This is a genomic window from Streptomyces sp. NPDC029138 (assembly GCF_055564375.1).
Map to the genome: position 1 here is coordinate 167,138 of NZ_JBVHWM010000001.1, position 17,265 is coordinate 184,402.

Annotated in this window: 22 protein-coding genes; all 22 read left to right on the forward strand. The window is 68.4% G+C overall.

Translation table 11 applies throughout. The annotated features are described in order from the left end of the window. Window positions 1-5 precede the first annotated feature (5 nt). A complete protein-coding gene (locus ACZ4WH_RS00885; RefSeq protein WP_003948630.1) occupies window positions 6-191 on the forward strand; it encodes a type Z 30S ribosomal protein S14 in 186 nt (61 codons plus the stop codon). Window positions 192-428: 237 nt separating this feature from the next. Then, window positions 429-827 (forward strand): 30S ribosomal protein S8, encoded by a 399-nt coding sequence (gene rpsH / locus ACZ4WH_RS00890; RefSeq protein ID WP_014674378.1) that lies wholly within the window; start codon window positions 429-431, stop codon window positions 825-827. Between the two features lie 24 nt (window positions 828-851). Continuing rightward, window positions 852-1,391, forward strand: coding sequence for a 50S ribosomal protein L6 (rplF, locus tag ACZ4WH_RS00895; protein WP_030641195.1), 540 nt, complete (start codon window positions 852-854; stop codon window positions 1,389-1,391). Window positions 1,392-1,394: 3 nt separating this feature from the next. Continuing rightward, the gene (gene rplR / locus ACZ4WH_RS00900; RefSeq protein WP_014674380.1) at window positions 1,395-1,778 is read left to right on the forward strand and encodes a 50S ribosomal protein L18; all 384 of its coding nucleotides are present in this window, start codon (window positions 1,395-1,397) and stop codon (window positions 1,776-1,778) included. Window positions 1,779-1,814: 36 nt separating this feature from the next. Further along, on the forward strand, window positions 1,815-2,420 hold the full coding sequence (gene rpsE, locus ACZ4WH_RS00905; protein ID WP_019753099.1) for a 30S ribosomal protein S5: 606 nt from the start codon (window positions 1,815-1,817) through the stop codon (window positions 2,418-2,420). Window positions 2,421-2,422: 2 nt separating this feature from the next. After that, window positions 2,423-2,605: a 50S ribosomal protein L30 gene (rpmD, locus tag ACZ4WH_RS00910; RefSeq protein ID WP_003998814.1), complete on the forward strand. Its 183-nt coding sequence runs from the start codon at window positions 2,423-2,425 to the stop codon at window positions 2,603-2,605. A 2-nt stretch (window positions 2,606-2,607) separates the two neighbouring features. After that, window positions 2,608-3,063 carry a 50S ribosomal protein L15 gene (gene rplO, locus ACZ4WH_RS00915; protein WP_014674382.1) on the forward strand — a complete coding sequence of 152 codons (456 nt, stop codon included), beginning with the start codon at window positions 2,608-2,610 and terminating at the stop codon, window positions 3,061-3,063. 187 nt (window positions 3,064-3,250) lie between these two features. Further along, complete coding sequence (gene secY / locus ACZ4WH_RS00920) at window positions 3,251-4,564, forward strand: preprotein translocase subunit SecY (RefSeq protein ID WP_468174870.1); 1,314 nt, start codon at window positions 3,251-3,253, stop codon at window positions 4,562-4,564. Further along, a complete protein-coding gene (locus tag ACZ4WH_RS00925; protein WP_468174873.1) occupies window positions 4,564-5,226 on the forward strand; it encodes an adenylate kinase in 663 nt (220 codons plus the stop codon). The genes secY and ACZ4WH_RS00925 overlap by 1 nt, the downstream gene beginning before the upstream one ends. 101 nt (window positions 5,227-5,327) lie before the next feature. Next, window positions 5,328-6,164 carry a type I methionyl aminopeptidase gene (gene map, locus ACZ4WH_RS00930; protein WP_468174876.1) on the forward strand — a complete coding sequence of 279 codons (837 nt, stop codon included), beginning with the start codon at window positions 5,328-5,330 and terminating at the stop codon, window positions 6,162-6,164. A gap of 194 nt (window positions 6,165-6,358) precedes the next feature. Continuing rightward, window positions 6,359-6,580 (forward strand): translation initiation factor IF-1, encoded by a 222-nt coding sequence (infA, locus tag ACZ4WH_RS00935; RefSeq protein ID WP_003948620.1) that lies wholly within the window; start codon window positions 6,359-6,361, stop codon window positions 6,578-6,580. 60 nt (window positions 6,581-6,640) lie between these two features. After that, the gene (gene rpmJ / locus ACZ4WH_RS00940; protein ID WP_003998809.1) at window positions 6,641-6,754 is read left to right on the forward strand and encodes a 50S ribosomal protein L36; all 114 of its coding nucleotides are present in this window, start codon (window positions 6,641-6,643) and stop codon (window positions 6,752-6,754) included. Between the two features lie 193 nt (window positions 6,755-6,947). After that, window positions 6,948-7,328: a 30S ribosomal protein S13 gene (rpsM, locus tag ACZ4WH_RS00945; RefSeq protein WP_030641206.1), complete on the forward strand. Its 381-nt coding sequence runs from the start codon at window positions 6,948-6,950 to the stop codon at window positions 7,326-7,328. Between the two features lie 66 nt (window positions 7,329-7,394). Continuing rightward, entirely contained in the window at window positions 7,395-7,799 is a 405-nt protein-coding gene (gene rpsK / locus ACZ4WH_RS00950) for a 30S ribosomal protein S11 (RefSeq protein WP_003956432.1), read from the forward strand. Between the two features lie 152 nt (window positions 7,800-7,951). Further along, window positions 7,952-8,974, forward strand: coding sequence for a DNA-directed RNA polymerase subunit alpha (locus ACZ4WH_RS00955; protein ID WP_003966937.1), 1,023 nt, complete (start codon window positions 7,952-7,954; stop codon window positions 8,972-8,974). A gap of 85 nt (window positions 8,975-9,059) precedes the next feature. Beyond that, entirely contained in the window at window positions 9,060-9,551 is a 492-nt protein-coding gene (gene rplQ, locus ACZ4WH_RS00960; RefSeq protein WP_468174880.1) for a 50S ribosomal protein L17, read from the forward strand. 74 nt (window positions 9,552-9,625) lie between these two features. Then, the gene (gene truA, locus ACZ4WH_RS00965; protein WP_468174883.1) at window positions 9,626-10,489 is read left to right on the forward strand and encodes a tRNA pseudouridine(38-40) synthase TruA; all 864 of its coding nucleotides are present in this window, start codon (window positions 9,626-9,628) and stop codon (window positions 10,487-10,489) included. Between the two features lie 382 nt (window positions 10,490-10,871). Continuing rightward, window positions 10,872-12,290 carry a glycosyltransferase family 2 protein gene (locus ACZ4WH_RS00970; protein WP_468175534.1) on the forward strand — a complete coding sequence of 473 codons (1,419 nt, stop codon included), beginning with the start codon at window positions 10,872-10,874 and terminating at the stop codon, window positions 12,288-12,290. Further along, complete coding sequence (locus ACZ4WH_RS00975; RefSeq protein ID WP_468174886.1) at window positions 12,290-13,342, forward strand: glycoside hydrolase family 26 protein; 1,053 nt, start codon at window positions 12,290-12,292, stop codon at window positions 13,340-13,342. The genes ACZ4WH_RS00970 and ACZ4WH_RS00975 overlap by 1 nt, the downstream gene beginning before the upstream one ends. Continuing rightward, entirely contained in the window at window positions 13,339-15,180 is a 1,842-nt protein-coding gene (locus tag ACZ4WH_RS00980) for a glycosyltransferase family 39 protein (protein ID WP_468174889.1), read from the forward strand. The genes ACZ4WH_RS00975 and ACZ4WH_RS00980 overlap by 4 nt, the downstream gene beginning before the upstream one ends. A gap of 37 nt (window positions 15,181-15,217) precedes the next feature. Beyond that, window positions 15,218-16,522, forward strand: coding sequence for a UDP-glucose dehydrogenase family protein (locus ACZ4WH_RS00985; RefSeq protein WP_468174892.1), 1,305 nt, complete (start codon window positions 15,218-15,220; stop codon window positions 16,520-16,522). Then, on the forward strand, window positions 16,522-17,265 hold the full coding sequence (locus ACZ4WH_RS00990; protein ID WP_468174895.1) for a polyprenol monophosphomannose synthase: 744 nt from the start codon (window positions 16,522-16,524) through the stop codon (window positions 17,263-17,265). Before ACZ4WH_RS00985 ends, ACZ4WH_RS00990 begins: the two co-directional genes overlap by 1 nt.

Sequence of the window (17,265 nt, forward strand, 5' to 3'; positions counted from 1 at the left end):
GCGAGATGGCGAAGAAGGCTCTCATCGCGAAGGCTGCTCGCAAGCCCAAGTTCGGTGTGCGTGGCTACACCCGCTGCCAGCGCTGCGGTCGTCCGCACTCCGTTTACCGCAAGTTCGGCCTCTGCCGCGTGTGCCTTCGTGAGATGGCTCACCGTGGCGAGCTGCCGGGCGTGACCAAGAGCTCCTGGTAATCCCCACTTTCAGGGATTCCTGGACCTCTCGGTAAGCAACCGGGACGGCAGGGGCGCCCGCCCTCATGGCTTAGGCTAGGAGGGTTGGGCCTCTGCCGCCCTGAACGCCCGCGGACAGCGTCCGCTAGTAATTGCTTACTACGCCGTAGGTCCCCGCACCGCACCCGTCCCGTCCATGTACGGGGAGAGGGATGGCGCATATAGGAAACCCCGGCGAGAAAGGCCACAGGCCAATTCATGACCATGACTGATCCGATCGCAGACATGCTGACGCGTCTGCGGAACGCGAACTCGGCGTACCACGACTCGGTGTCGATGCCGCACTCCAAGATCAAGTCTCACATCGCGGAGATCCTCCAGCAGGAGGGCTTCATCACGGGCTGGAAGGTCGAGGACGCCGAGGTCGGCAAGAACCTCGTCCTGGAGCTGAAGTTCGGCCCCAACCGTGAGCGCTCCATCGCGGGCATCAAGCGGATCTCCAAGCCCGGTCTCCGGGTGTACGCGAAGTCCACCAACCTGCCGAAGGTGCTCGGCGGCCTCGGCGTGGCGATCATCTCCACGTCGCACGGGCTCCTCACCGACAAGCAGGCCGGCAAGAAGGGCGTGGGTGGGGAAGTCCTCGCCTACGTCTGGTAGCAGAAGGGAACGGAGGAAACAGCTATGTCGCGCATCGGCAAGCTCCCCATCGCGGTTCCCGCCGGCGTGGACGTCACCATCGACGGCCGCACGGTCTCGGTCAAGGGCCCCAAGGGCTCGCTGACCCACACCGTTGCCGCGCCGATCGACATCGCTAAGGGCGAGGACGGCACCCTTCAGGTGCTGCGCCCGAACGACGAGCGTCAGAGCAAGGCCCTGCACGGCCTCTCCCGCACGCTGGTGGCGAACATGATCACCGGCGTGACCCAGGGTTACGTGAAGAAGCTCGAGATCAGCGGTGTCGGTTACCGAGTGACCGCCAAGGGTTCGAACCTGGAGTTCGCTCTCGGTTACAGCCACCCGATCGTGGTCGAGGCCCCCGAGGGCATCACCTTCAAGGTGGAGTCCCCGACCCGTTTCTCGGTCGAGGGCATCGACAAGCAGAAGGTCGGCGAGGTTGCGGCCAACATCCGCAAGCTGCGCAAGCCCGACCCGTACAAGGCCAAGGGCGTCAAGTACGAGGGCGAAGTCATCCGCCGCAAGGTCGGAAAGGCGGGTAAGTAAGCCATGGCATACGGGCAGAAGATCCTCAAGGGCGACGCCTACAAGCGCGCCGCGATCAAGCGCCGTCACATCCGGATCCGGAAGCGGATCTCCGGTACGGCGGAGCGCCCCCGTCTGGTCGTGACCCGCTCCAACCGCCACATCGTGGCGCAGGTGATCGACGACCTGAAGGGCCACACCCTGGCGTCGGCGTCCACCCTGGACGCGTCGATCCGTGGCGGCGAGGCCGACAAGTCCGCGCAGGCCAAGCAGGTCGGCGCCCTGGTCGCCGAGCGTGCCAAGGCCGCCGGTGTCGAGGCCGTCGTGTTCGACCGTGGTGGCAACCAGTACGCCGGGCGCATCGCCGCCCTGGCGGACGCCGCCCGCGAAGCCGGGCTCAAGTTCTGAGCCGCTTGTAGCTAGCGGAAAGAGAGAGGTAATCCAATGGCTGGACCCCAGCGCCGCGGAAGCGGTGCCGGTGGCGGCGAGCGGCGGGACCGGAAGGGCCGTGACGGCGGCGCTGCTGCCGCCGAGAAGACCGCGTACGTCGAGCGCGTCGTCGCGATCAACCGCGTCGCCAAGGTTGTGAAGGGTGGTCGTCGCTTCAGCTTCACCGCGCTGGTCGTAGTGGGCGACGGTGACGGCACCGTGGGTGTCGGATACGGCAAGGCCAAGGAGGTGCCGGCCGCCATCGCCAAGGGCGTTGAGGAGGCCAAGAAGCACTTCTTCAAGGTCCCCCGGATCCAGGGCACCATCCCGCACCCCATCCAGGGTGAGAAGGCCGCCGGCGTCGTGCTGCTCAAGCCCGCGTCCCCGGGTACCGGTGTTATCGCCGGTGGTCCGGTGCGTGCCGTGCTCGAGTGCGCCGGTATCCACGACGTGCTGTCGAAGTCGCTCGGCTCCGACAACGCCATCAACATCGTGCACGCGACCGTGGAGGCCCTGAAGGGTCTGCAGCGTCCCGAGGAGATCGCGGCCCGCCGTGGTCTGCCGCTCGAGGACGTCGCTCCCGCGGCCCTGCTGCGTGCGCGTGCCGGGGCGGGTGCGTAATCATGGCGCAGCTCAAGATCACGCAGGTCAAGTCCTACATCGGCAGCAAGCAGAACCACCGTGACACCCTGCGGTCGCTTGGTCTCAAGGGGATCAACACCGTGGTCGTCAAGGAGGACCGCCCCGAGTTCCGCGGCATGGTGCACACCGTCCGCCACCTCGTGACGGTCGAGGAGGTCGACTGATCATGGCGGAGCAGAACCCGCTGAAGATCCACAACCTCCGTCCCGCCCCGGGCGCCAAGACCGCCAAGACCCGTGTGGGTCGTGGTGAGGCGTCGAAGGGTAAGACGGCCGGTCGTGGTACCAAGGGCACCAAGGCCCGCTACCAGGTTCCGGAGCGCTTCGAGGGCGGCCAGATGCCGCTGCACATGCGCCTCCCGAAGCTGAAGGGCTTCAAGAACCCGTTCAAGACCGAGTACCAGGTCGTGAACCTCGACAAGCTGGCCGCGCTCTACCCCGAGGGTGGCGAGGTCACGGTCGAGGGTCTGGTGGCCAAGGGTGCCGTTCGCAAGAACAGCCTCGTCAAGGTCCTCGGCCAGGGCGAGATCTCCGTGGCGCTTCAGGTGACGGTCGACGCCGTCTCCGGCTCCGCCAAGGAGAAGATCACCGCCGCCGGCGGCACGGTCACCGAGCTCGTCTGAGTCCTTCGGACGACGCCTCGATGACGTAAACGAACCCGACCGGGGATACCTCACAATGGGGTATCCCCGGTTGGTCGTTCCTAGGGGGCAGTGTCGCCGGTAAGGTGGCCTGCACTGTTCTTTTTCGTATTCGTCGAACTCAGACCGTCACCCTTGACGCAGTTGCGCGGGGGTCGCAGGAGGCACCGTGCTCACCGCGTTCGCCCGGGCGTTCAGGACGCCCGACCTGCGCAAGAAGCTGCTCTTCACGCTGGGCATCATCGTGGTCTACCGGGTCGGTACCCACATCCCGATCCCCGGCGTGAACTACAAGGCAGTCCAGACCTGTGTGAACGAGGCCCAGGGCAACCAGGGCCTGTTCGGTCTCGTGAACATGTTCAGTGGTGGTGCGCTGCTGCAGATCACGGTCTTCGCGCTCGGCATCATGCCGTACATCACGGCCAGCATCATCCTTCAGCTGCTGACCGTGGTCATCCCGCGCCTGGAAGCCCTGAAGAAGGAGGGCCAGGCCGGCACGGCGAAGATCACGCAGTACACCCGTTACCTCACCGTGGCGCTCGCCATCCTTCAGGGCACCGGCCTGGTCGCCACCGCCCGCAGCGGCGCTCTCTTCAACGGCTGCTCGGTCGCCACGAGCATCGTCCCGGACCAGGCGATCTTCACCACGATCACCATGGTCATCTGCATGACCGCGGGTACGGCCGTCGTGATGTGGCTCGGTGAGCTGGTCACCGACCGCGGTATCGGCAACGGCATGTCGATCCTGATGTTCATCTCGATCGCCGCGACCTTCCCGTCCGCGCTGTGGGCCATCAAGAAGCAGGGCACGCTGGCCGGCGGCTGGATCGAGTTCGGCACCGTCATCGCGGTGGGCCTGATCATGGTCGCGCTCGTCGTCTTCGTCGAGCAGGCCCAGCGCCGCATCCCGGTGCAGTACGCGAAGCGCATGATCGGCCGTCGTTCCTACGGCGGTACGTCCACGTACATCCCGCTCAAGGTGAACCAGGCGGGTGTGATTCCCGTCATCTTCGCCTCGTCGCTGCTCTACATCCCGGCGCTGGTGGCGCAGTTCTCGGGGGGCAAGTCGGGCTGGAAGACCTGGGTCGAGCAGAACCTCACCAAGGGCGACCATCCGATTTACATCACTACGTACTTCTTGCTCATCGTTTTCTTCGCGTTCTTCTATGTGGCGATCTCCTTCAACCCCGAAGAAGTAGCCGACAACATGAAGAAGTATGGTGGCTTCATCCCGGGCATCCGGGCTGGCCGACCGACCGCTGAGTACCTGAGCTACGTGCTCAACCGGATCACCTGGCCGGGTTCGCTGTATCTGGGTCTGATCGCTCTCGTACCGACAATGGCGTTGGTGGGCTTCGGGGCAAGCCAGAACTTCCCCTTCGGCGGGACCAGCATCCTGATCATCGTGGGTGTCGGCCTCGAGACGGTGAAGCAGATCGAGAGCCAGCTCCAGCAGCGCAATTACGAAGGGTTCCTCCGCTGATGCGTATCGTCCTCGTCGGGCCGCCGGGTGCCGGTAAGGGAACGCAGGCCGTCCGGCTCGCAGAGAAGCTGGGCGTCCCGCACATCTCCACGGGCGACCTGTTCCGGGCCAACATCAGCCGCCAGACGGAGCTGGGGAAGCTGGCGAAGTCCTACATGGACGCCGGCAACCTCGTACCCGACGAGGTGACGATCGCGATGGCCAAGGACCGCATGGAGCAGCCCGACGCGGAGAACGGCTTCCTGCTGGACGGCTTCCCACGCAACGTCTCGCAGGCGGAGGCGCTGGACGAGCTGCTGCGGACCGAGGACATCACGCTGGACGCCGTCCTCGACCTGGAGGTCCCCGAGGACGAGGTCGTCAAGCGCATCGCCGGCCGGCGCATCTGCCGGAACGACTCCTCCCACGTCTTCCACGTGACGTACAGCCCGCCGAAGCAGGAGGGCGTCTGCGACGTCTGCGGCGGTGAGCTGTACCAGCGCGACGACGACTCCGAGGAGACCGTCCGCAAGCGGCTGGAGGTCTACCACACGCAGACCGAGCCGATCATCGACTACTACAAGGCGCAGGGCCTGGTCGTGACGATCTCCTCCCTGGGCCCGGTGGACGAGATCACGCGGCGGGCGCTGGAGGCCCTCAAGCGCGAGAAGGCCGAGAAGTAGCTCCCGGCCCTTCCGGCCGCGGTGCCCTCTGCGGGGCGCCGCGGCCGTAGTGTTGTACAGGTATCCCCAGACGATGTGAGTGACGGAGAGCGCAGGCCCCCATGGTGCAGATCAAGACCCCCGAGCAGATCGCGAAGATGCGGGCGGCGGGCCTGGTCGTAGCCGCCATCCACGCGGCCACGCGCGAGGCCGCGGTGCCGGGCGCCACCACCAGGGACCTGGACGAGGTGGCCCGCAAGGTCCTCGCCGAGCACGGAGCCAAGTCGAACTTCCTGGGCTACGGCGGCTTCCCCGCGACCATCTGCACCTCCGTGAACGACGTGGTCGTCCACGGCATCCCGTCCGACGACGTCGTCCTCAAGGACGGCGACATCATCTCCATCGACTGCGGCGCGATCGTCGACGGCTGGCACGGCGACGCGGCCTACACCGCGTTCGTGGGCTCCGGCCACGCCCCGGAGCTGATCGAGCTGTCCCGGGTGACCGAAGAGTCGATGTGGGCCGGCATCGCGGCCATGAAGCAGGGCAACCGCCTGGTCGACATCTCCCGGGCGATCGAGACGTACATCCGCCGTCAGCCCAAGCCGGGCGGCGGCCGGTACGGGATCATCGAGGACTACGGCGGCCACGGCATCGGCACCGAGATGCACATGGACCCGCACCTGCTGAACTACGTCGACCGCCGCCGCGGCAAGGGCCCCAAGCTGGTCCCGGGCTTCTGCCTCGCGATCGAGCCGATGGTGTCGCTGGGCACCCCGCGCACCGAGGTCCTGTCGGACGACTGGACGGTCATCACCACCGACGGCACATGGTCCTCCCACTGGGAGCACTCCGTCGCCCTCACCGACCAGGGCCCCCTGGTCCTGACGGCCCCCGACGGCGGCAGGGCGAAGCTCGCCGAGTACGGCATCACGGCCGCTCCCGACCCGCTCGCATGACCGGCGTCAGGGATGGGGTCCCGCTCGCATAGGGATCACCCTCATGGGGCAGACTTCCTCGATTCGCCTTTCCGGGTGCGCCGACGTAGACTGACTCGTCGGCTCTCGTGCACCCGCATGTCCGCATGCTCCCGCAAGGGAATCCCAGGGATCGCCTGAGAGTCGATCAAGGTAGTCGATTCGAAGGGCGAAGCGTGGCCAAGAAGCAAGGTGCCATCGAGATCGAGGGCACTGTCGTCGAGTCTCTGCCGAACGCCATGTTCAAGGTCGAGCTCCAGAACGGCCACCAGGTCCTGGCACACATCAGCGGCAAGATGCGTATGCACTACATCCGCATCCTCCCTGACGACCGGGTCGTGGTGGAGCTGTCTCCGTACGACCTGACGCGTGGCCGGATCGTCTACCGGTACAAGTAGATCTTGCCCGCGCCCCGGGCCCGCCCGGTGCGATGGCACTGACCCGGAGAACCTCACCCCATGAAGGTCAAGCCGAGCGTCAAGAAGATCTGCGACAAGTGCAGGGTGATCCGCCGTCACGGCCGGGTCATGGTCATCTGCGAGAACCCGCGCCACAAGCAGCGCCAGGGCTGACGCACGACCATCACCCTCTGCACCTCTATCGCAGAGTTTTCGCGCGACGCGAGCTGAATATGTTCATACGCAGAGCCCGAGCCACCCAGCTCGACACCCCCGGTTCGGAGGCCGGGGACCCGGTTCGTACCTAGTACGGCGGCCGGGAGCCGGTTCTGTGGAAGACCTCCGACGATTCACCAGGAGCCATTGAATGGCACGCGTTTCCGGTGTCGACATCCCGCGCGACAAGCGCGTGGAGATCGCCCTCACCTACGTGTTCGGCATCGGCCGGACGCTCTCGAAGGAGACGCTGGCTGCGACCGGCGTCGACCCGAACACCCGCGTTCGTGACCTGACCGAAGAGCAGCTGGTCGCGATCCGCGAGTACGTCGACAACAACATCAAGACCGAGGGTGACCTCCGTCGCGAGATCCAGGCCGACATCCGCCGCAAGGTCGAGATCGGTACCTACCAGGGTCTCCGTCACCGTCGCGGTCTGCCCGTCCGCGGTCAGCGCACCAGCACCAACGCCCGCACCCGCAAGGGCCCGCGTCGCGCCATCGCCGGCAAGAAGAAGCCGGGCAAGAAGTAGTCCGCAGCGGACACCTGTCCACGGTCTTCGCTGTAGGACCGACCACCTCCCTCTAGGAGTTTGTAGATGCCCCCCAAGGGACGTCAGGGCGCTGCCAAGAAGGTGCGCCGCAAGGAAAAGAAGAACGTCGCTCACGGCCACGCGCACATCAAGAGCACGTTCAACAACACGATCGTCTCGATCACGGACCCGTCCGGCAACGTGATCTCCTGGGCCTCCGCCGGCCACGTCGGCTTCAAGGGCTCCCGGAAGTCCACGCCGTTCGCCGCGCAGATGGCCGCCGAGTCGGCCGCCCGCCGCGCCCAGGAGCACGGCATGCGCAAGGTCGACGTGTTCGTGAAGGGCCCGGGTTCCGGTCGTGAGACCGCGATCCGCTCCCTTCAGGCCACGGGCCTCGAGGTCGGCTCCATCCAGGACGTCACCCCGACCCCGCACAACGGCTGCCGCCCGCCGAAGCGCCGCCGCGTCTGACGCACGGCTGCTCCGCCGAGCAGTGGGTCCGGGCGGTACGGCTCTTTCGGGTCGTGCCGCCCGTACCCTTGCAGTACCCGCGTTTTTCTCGGGCGCGGTTTCCGTCGGACGTCAAATAGCGGGCGTCCACGAAAGAAGGATCTGATCCACACATGCTGATCGCTCAGCGTCCCTCGTTGACCGAAGAGGTTGTCGACGAGTTCCGCTCCCGGTTCGTGATCGAGCCGCTGGAGCCGGGCTTCGGCTACACCCTCGGCAACTCCCTCCGCCGTACCCTCCTCTCCTCGATCCCGGGTGCCGCCGTCACCTCGATCCGGATCGACGGCGTGCTGCACGAGTTCACCACCGTGCCGGGCGTCAAGGAGGACGTCACCGACCTGATCCTCAACATCAAGCAGCTGGTCGTCTCCTCGGAGCACGACGAGCCGGTCGTGATGTACCTGCGCAAGCAGGGCCCGGGTCTGGTCACCGCCGCCGACATCGCGCCCCCGGCCGGTGTCGAGGTGCACAACCCCGACCTCGTCCTCGCCACGCTCAACGGCAAGGGCAAGCTGGAGATGGAGCTGACGGTCGAGCGTGGCCGTGGTTACGTCTCCGCCGTGCAGAACAAGCAGGTGGGCCAGGAGATCGGCCGTATCCCGGTCGACTCGATCTACTCGCCGGTGCTGAAGGTCACGTACAAGGTCGAGGCCACGCGTGTCGAGCAGCGCACCGACTTCGACAAGCTGATCGTCGACGTCGAGACCAAGCAGGCGATGCGTCCCCGTGACGCCATGGCCTCCGCCGGTAAGACGCTGGTCGAGCTGTTCGGTCTCGCCCGCGAGCTGAACATCGACGCCGAGGGCATCGACATGGGCCCGTCCCCGACGGACGCCGCCCTGGCCGCCGACCTCGCGCTGCCGATCGAGGAGCTGGAGCTCACCGTCCGCTCCTACAACTGCCTCAAGCGTGAGGGCATCCACTCCGTGGGTGAGCTGGTCGCGCGTTCCGAGGCCGACCTGCTGGACATCCGCAACTTCGGTGCGAAGTCCATCGACGAGGTCAAGGCGAAGCTGGCCGGCATGGGCCTGGCCCTGAAGGACAGCCCGCCCGGATTCGACCCCACGGCCGCTGCCGACGCCTTCGGCGCCGACGACGACGCGGACGCGGGTTTCGTGGAGACCGAGCAGTACTGATCGGTCATAGCCAGTGAGCATCCGCTCATCGGGTTCCTGACCCCGGTACCTGACACGGCCGGGGCAGACACACAGGAGAAAGAACATGCCGAAGCCCACCAAGGGTGCCCGTCTGGGCGGCAGCGCCGCGCACGAGAAGCTCCTCCTCGCCAACCTGGCGAAGAGCCTCTTCGAGCACGGCCGTATCACCACCACCGAGGCGAAGGCGCGCCGCCTGCGTCCGTACGCCGAGCGTCTGATCACCAAGGCGAAGAAGGGTGACCTTCACAACCGCCGTCAGGTGCTTCAGGTCATCACGGACAAGAGCATCGTCCACACGCTCTTCACCGAGATCGGCCCGCGGTACGAGAACCGTCCCGGTGGCTACACCCGCATCACCAAGATCGGTAACCGCCGTGGCGACAACGCGCCCATGGCCGTCATCGAGCTGGTCGAGGCGCTGACGGTTGCCCAGCAGGCGACCGGTGAGGCCGAGGCCGCCACCAAGCGTGCGGTCAAGGAGGCCGAGGAGACCAAGGCCGAGGAGACCAAGGTCGAGGAGACCGAGGCTCCCGCCGAGGAGTCCAAGGACGCCTGAGGCTCTGCCTGACGCGGGAAGCGGGTTCGCCCTTCGGGGCGGGCCCGCTTTCGCGTACTTGAGAGGATCTGTACGTGAGTGACGAAGTACAGCCCGGCCATGTCCGTCTCCGTCTCGACCTGTCCTACGACGGCACCGACTTCCACGGCTGGGCCAAGCAGGCCGGTGGCCGGCGGACCGTGCAGGGGGAGATCGAGGACGCCCTGCGGACGGTGACCCGGTCCCGGGAGACCTATGAGCTGACGGTCGCCGGGCGGACCGACGCCGGGGTGCACGCGCGCGGGCAGGTGGCGCACGTGGATCTGCCCGAGGGTGTGTGGCGCGAGCATCACGAGAAGCTGCTCAAGCGGCTCGCCGGCCGGCTGCCCAAGGATGTCCGGGTGTGGGCGCTCAGGGAGGCGCCGAGCGGATTCAACGCGCGGTTCTCGGCCGTCTGGCGGCGGTACGCCTACCGGGTCACCGACAACCCGGGCGGCGTGGACCCGCTGCTGCGCAACCATGTGCTGTGGCACGACTGGCCGCTCGATGTGGACGCCATGAACCAGGCCGCCCGGGCGCTGCTCGGGGAGCACGACTTCGCCGCCTACTGCAAGAGGCGGGAGGGGGCGACCACGATCCGCACGCTCCAGGAGCTGAGCCTGGTCAGAGGGGATGACGGGATCATCACCGCGACCGTGCGCGCGGACGCGTTCTGCCACAACATGGTGCGGTCGCTGATCGGCGCGCTGCTGTTCGTGGGGGACGGGCACCGCGGGCCGGAGTGGCCCGGGAAGGTGCTGGCCGCGGGGGTGCGGGACTCCGCCGTGCATGTCGTACGGCCGCACGGGCTGACGCTGGAGGAGGTCGGCTATCCGGCCGACGAACTGCTGGCGGCCCGCAGCAAGGAGGCGCGGAACAAGCGGTCGCTCCCCGGAGTGTCGGGCTGCGAAACCTGTTAGTTACGTTGCATTTCGCTGAACTTATGCCCCATGTCTGGACTTACCGGGCGTAACCCTTCTTACCAACTCTTACGGCTTTCATACCTCTCGGATACAGTTGCGCCTCCCGGCCAAAAGTTCGACAGGAGTGGCCGGGGTTGGCTGGGGGGTCGACGGGCCGGAACGCCCGGGGTTGGACAACGGCATGACTTCAGTGGGTCCCGTGCGGACCGGGGGGCGTCGCGCGGCGCGCCGGAGTGGTGGGCGGCGACGGGCCGGACGGGGCGGGAACCCCGCGCTCGGGCTGCTGCCGCTGCCGCCGACGGACCGGGAGAAGTACTCCTACGCGCACCGGCGTCTGTGGATTCTGACCATCAGCTCGCTGGTCAGCTTCTGCTGTCTGGTGGTGAGCCAGTTCAAGCTGGCGCAGTCCACACCGGTGCTGTGGATCTACACCCCGCTGCTGGTGTTCACGGTGATCTACTACCTGGTGTCGCTGCGGGTGAACGGCTTCACCCGGGACTTCGACATCGCCCACCACCGGCGGCTGGTGCAGAACTGGCGGCCCGAGGTCCACCCGTCCGTCGACGTGTTCCTGCCGGTGTGCGGCGAGCCCATCGAGGTGCTGCACAACACCTGGCGGCATGTGCGGGCGATGGCCGACCGGTACCCCGGGGTCTGTGTGCCGTTCGTGCTGGACGACGGCGCGAGCCCGGAGCTGGCGGCGATGGCCCGGGACTTCGGGTTCCGCTACGGCACCCGGGAGAACCGGGGCTGGTTCAAGAAGGCCGGCAACCTGCACTTCGGCTTCGCCCAGTCCGACGGCGAGTACATCCTCATCCTGGACGCCGACTTCACCCCGCGCGCCGATCTGCTGGAGGAACTGCTGCCGTACATGGACGCCGATCCGCGGATCGGTATCGTCCAGTCCCCGCAGTACTTCCGGGTGCTCGACTCGCAGAACTGGATCGAGCGTGGCGCGGGCGCGGTGCAGGAGCTGTTCTACCGTTCCGTGCAGGTCTCGCGGCAGGGCAGTGACGGCGCCATCTGCGTCGGTTCCTGCGCGATCTACCGGCGGGCGGCCCTGGACACCAACGGCGGCACCACCCTGATCGAGCACTCCGAGGACGTGCACACCGGCTTCGACCTGCGCGGGCTCGGCTGGGACCTGCGCTATGTGCCGGTCGCGGTCTCCACGGGCGTGTGCCCGGACACCGCGGGCGCGTTCTTCAACCAGCAGTACCGCTGGTGCTCGGGCTCGATGAGTCTGCTCGGCAGCCGCAAGTTCTGGCAGGCGAGGATCAAGCTGTCCAGCCGGCTGTGCTACATGTCCGGTTTCTTCTACTACATCCACACCGCGCTGTTCACCTTCGCGGCGCCGGTCATCCCGATCGTGCTGCTGCTGATGATGCCGGAGAAGCTCAAGGTCGAGCATCTGCTCCTGGTGGTGCCCAGCATCCTCTACACCACGATCATCTTCCCGATGTGGCACCGGGCGCCGTACCGCCTGGAGGCCTGGGCGGCCCGCATGATGTACGGCTGGGCGCATGTCTTCGCCATCTGGGACATCCTGCGCAAGAACCGGATGGGCTGGCAGCCGACCGGCTCCTCCGGTGCCAAGAAGAACAAGACGCGGCGCTTCTGGATCGGCATGTGGGCCTGGAGCGGCGGCACGGCGCTGATCTGGGTCACCGCGGCCGTGTACCGGACGTTCACCATGAACGCCCCGGACTTCGCCCTGATCCTGTCCTCGGGGCTGTTCTACGCGCTGGTCGTGGGCCGGGTCCTGGTCCAGCCGCGCTCGGGGGCGGAGGCCGCCTGATGCGACTGACGAAACGATTCTGCAATGTCCGTGCGGCACGATCCCGGGGAGCCCGCGCCGCCCTGGCCTGCGCCCTCGTCGGCGTCCTCACGCTCAGCGGCTGCTCGCTGCTCGGCGACGACTCCGGCGACTCGCCGTCGTCCGGCGGCGGCACGGCCGCCCCGCACGCCGCGGCCGGCGCCGACCAGGACGTCCCCTACGACGTCACCCCGCTGCTGAAGCCGGCGAAGAAGTACTTCGGCGTGGCGGTGCCGGGCGCGCCGACCTCCATGAAGAACGTCGACGCGTACACGAAGATGACCGGCAAGCAGCCGAACCTGGTCGAGTACTACGCCGGCTGGGGCGACGGCTTCGACGCCAGCGGGGTGCGCAGGGCCTGGGCCGAGGGCGCCCTGACGCTGATGTCCTGGGAGCCCTTCGACACCCCGCTCGCCGACATCGCGGCGGGCAAGTCGGACCCGTACATCAAGAAGTACGCGACCGCCGTCCGCAAGCTGAACCTGCCCGTGGTGATCGACTTCGCGGACGAGTTCAACGGCCACTGGGAGAAGTGGGGCACGAACGACGTGACCCCGGCCCAGTACGTGGCCGCCTGGCGGCACATCCACCAGGCCTTCGTGGACGCCGGCGCCACCAACGTCATCTGGGCCTGGTCGCCCAACATCGTCAACCCGGTCCGGAACGTGAAGCTCGAGCCGTACTACCCGGGCGACGCCTATGTCGACTGGGTGGGACTGATCGGCTACTTCACCGCCGGCGAGGACAACGCCTTCGACAGCGTCTTCGGCACCACCCGCGACCGGGTCCGCACCTTCACCAAGAAGCCGATCCTGCTGCTGGAGACGGCCGCCATGCCCGGCGAACGACGGCGGGCCGACATCCGCAACCTGTTCGCGGGCGTCGCGGCGGACGACGACATGCTCGGCTTCGTCTGGTTCAACCACAGGAAGCGCGCCGACTGGCGGCTGGAGGCGAGCCCGCTGGCGCTGAAGGAGTTCAAGCGCCTGGCCGCCGACGACCGGTTCGGCTTCGACGTACGGAAGCCGTCATGAGTTCACGACCCGAGTACTACGTCCCGCAGCCGTACGACCCGTACGCCGACGACGACCCGCAGGGCGGCTGGTTCAACTCCGACGGCTACGTCCCGCGCCAACCGCAGGGCCACGGCGCCCCCCAGGGACACGACACACCCCAGGGCTACGACGTCCCGCAGAGCTACGGCGTCTCCCAGGGCTACGGTGTCTCCCAGGGCTACGACTACGACCCCCGGACCTATCCGTACCAGCAGCAGGGCGACCAGCCGGCGTACGCCCCGCACACGGTGGCCGAGCCCGCGGCGCCGGCGGAGCCCGGGTACACCGTGCCCGACACGCCCGAGGTCGGCTGGGACATGGCCGCCAGCCGGCGGCGCGCCTGGGTCAGCCGGGCCGTGCTGCTGTTCGTCCTGGCCGTCCAGGCGGTGCTCTCGCTGCGGCTGTCCAACACCGCGTTCCAGGACGAGGCCCTCTACCTGGCCGCCGGCCACGCCGAGCTGCAACACCTGCTGCACGGCACCCCGCTGCCGATCGACTACGGGGCGTACTTCTCCGGCTCGCCGCAGCTGTACCCGGTGCTCGCCGCCGTCGTCGACGACCGCTTCGGGCTCACCGGGGCCCGCCTCCTGAGCCTGGCCTTCATGCTGGGCACCACCGCGCTGCTGTACTCCTTCACCCGGCGGCTGTTCAACGAGCGGGCCGCGCTGGCCGGCGCGGCGCTCTTCGCCGTGGTGCAGTCGACCGTCGTCATGGGGTACTTCGCCACCTACGACGCCGCCGCGGTGTTCCTGCTGGCCCTGGCCACCTGGATCGTCGTCCGCACCGACCGGGCGCCCGTGGCCGCCGTGCTGCTCGCCGCGCCGGTCGCCGTCCTCGCCGTCGGCGTGAAGTACGCGGCCGCCCTGTACCTGCCGACCATCGTCGTGCTCGCGCTGCTCACCGGCTGGCCGCACAAGGGCGGCAAGGCCTTCCTGCGGATGCTGCTGCTCGCGCTCGGCATCGGTGCCCTGCTGGCGGCCGGCATGTACAGCACCGATCTGCTCGCCGGTGTGCGGCAGACCACGACCAACCGCGACCACGGCTCCGACACCGCGGCCTTCCTGCTCCAGCGGTCGGCCCAGTGGGGCGGGCTGATGTTCCTCACCGCCGTCGGCGGCGCGATCTCCTACGTGCGGCGCAGCCGGATGAACGAGTCGCCGATCGCGCAGCGGCTCGGCAACCCCGGCCGGCGCCGGCGGGCCCTGCTCGGGCTGGTGCTGTGCGGCACCGCGCTGCTCGCGCCCGCCTACCAGGTGCACCTCGGGACCGTCGTCTCGCTGTTCAAGCACGTCGGCTTCGGCCTGCTGTTCGCCGCGCCGATGGCCGGCGTCGGCGTGACCCGGCTGATCGGCGCCCACTTCCGCTACCCCCAGCTCGGCATCATGCTGTGGACGGCGGCGCTCTGCCTCGGCATCTCGCAGGCGGACTGGCGCTTCGGCGTCTGGCCCGACTCCTCGAAGATGATCCAGGTCATCGACTCCCATGTGGACCGCAAGGGGCACTACCTCGCCTCGACACCCGAGGTGCCCGTCTACTACCTGCGCGACAGGACCAGCCACCGGCAGTGGCAGGGCGTGTTCGCCCTGGAGTACACGGACAAGAAGGGCACCTACCACAACGGGGACGCCGCCTACCGCGCGGCGCTGCGCGACGGCGAGTTCGACCTGGTCGTCCTGGACGGTCTCACCAACCCCCGGGTGGACGCCGTCGTCGCGGACGCGGTCAAGGGCAATCCGCACTACCGGCTCCTCGCCGACCTGCCCTTCCGCAACTCCAGCGGCACCGGCCACTACCGCGTCTGGGTCAAGACCGCCTGACGCACCCGAAGCATCCGAAGCAAGAAAGGCCGTTCCCTTGCGGCTCACCGTCATCGGCACCGGCTACCTCGGTGCCACCCACGCCGCCTGCATGGCGGAACTCGGCCACGACGTGCTCGGCGTCGACGTCGACCCGGAGAAGGTCGCCGCGCTGAGCGCCGGCCGGGTGCCCTTCCACGAGCCCGGGCTGCCCGAGCTGATCGCGAAGCACACCGCGAGCGGCCGGCTGCGCTTCACCACCTCCTTCGCGGAGGCCGGGGCCTTCGGCGAGGTGCACTTCGTGTGCGTCGGCACCCCGCAGCGCGCCGACTCAGGCGCCGCCGACCTGAGCCATGTCGACGCGGCCTTCGCCGCGCTGGCCGCGCACGCGGCGCCGGACGCACTGGTCGTGGGCAAGTCGACCGTGCCGGTCGGTACGGCGCAGCGGCTGGCCCGGACGTACGGCATCGAGATCGCCTGGAACCCGGAGTTCCTGCGCGAGGGCTTCGCCGTCGAGGACACGCTGCGGCCGGACCGGCTGGTGTTCGGCGTGGACAACGCCCGGGCCGAGACGATCCTCCGCGCGGTGTACGCCCCGGTCCTCGCCGCCGGCACCCCGCTCGTCACCGCCGACTTCCCGACCGCCGAGCTGGTCAAGACGGCCGCCAACGCCTTCCTCGCCACCAAGATCTCCTTCATCAACGCGATGGCCGAGGTCTGCGAGGCGGCCGGCGGCGATGTGCGCACCCTCGCCGAGGCGCTGGGCCACGACGACCGGATCGGACGGAAGTTCCTGCGCGCCGGGATCGGCTTCGGCGGCGGCTGTCTGCCGAAGGACATCCGCGCCTTCGCGCACCGAGCCGACGAGCTGGGCGTGCCGCTGACCTTCCTGCCCGAGGTCGACGCGATCAACATGCGGCGCCGGGACCGGGCTGTGGAGCTGGCCCGCGAGCTGTGCGGGGGAGACGTGCTCGGTGCCCGGGTCGCCGTCCTCGGGGCCGCCTTCAAGCCCGGCTCCGACGACATCCGGGACTCGCCGGCGCTGGCCGTGGCGGCCCGGTTGCGGCTGGAGGGCGCCGACGTCACCGTCCACGACCCCGAGGCGATGGACAACGCCCGCAAGGCGTTCCCGCTGCTCGGGTACGCGCTGACCGTGGAGGACGCGCTGCGCGGGGCGGACCTGGTGCTGCATCTGACCGAGTGGCCGCAGTTCCGGACGATCGACCCGGAGCGGGCCGCGACGCTGGTGGCCCGCCCCCGGATCGTGGACGGGCGAGGGGTGCTCGACGCGGGCCGCTGGGCCGCGGCGGGCTGGCGGTTCCGGGCGCTGGGCACTTTGGCGCCCGCAGGGGAGGGACAGTGATGGCCGAGGACGAGCTGCCGGTCACGGTGGTCATGCCGACGTACAACGAGGCGGCGAACCTGCCGGGGATGGCCGAGGCGGTGCTGGGGCTGCCGCTGGACGGGCTGCATCTGAAGATCGTCGACGACTCCAGCCCGGACGGCACCGGGCGGATCGCCGAGGAACTGGCGGCGCGGTACAACAGCGCCGGGCGGCGCCGGATGAGCGTGCTGCACCGCACCGAGAAGGACGGGCTGGGGCGGGCGTACACGGCCGGGATGTCCGCCGCGCTGGCGGAGGGCGCCGCGTACGTCGTCCAGATGGACGCCGACGGCAGCCACCCGGTGGAGGCCGTGCCCCGCATGCTCGAGGCGGCTCTCGCCCGCGACGCCGGTCTCGTCGTGGGCAGCCGGTACGTCGAGGGCGGCTCACTGGACGAGCGGTGGGGCGCGCACCGGGTGCTGCTGTCCCGCTTCGCCAACCGGTACGCGCGCGCCGTCCTCGGCACCGAGATCCAGGACATCACGGCCGGCTTCAACCTGTGGTCGGCGGCGACCCTAAGGGACGTGGACCTGGCGTCCCTGGACAGCGCGGGCTACAGCTTCCAGGTGGAGCTGAAGTACAAGGCCGTACGCGCCGGGCACACGGCCGTGGAGATCCCGATCCGGTTCGCCGAGCGCACGGAGGGTGCCTCAAAGATGACGTTGCGCACCCAGCTGGAGTCGGCCGTGGTGCCGCTGCGGCTACGGCTGAAGCGGCAGTAG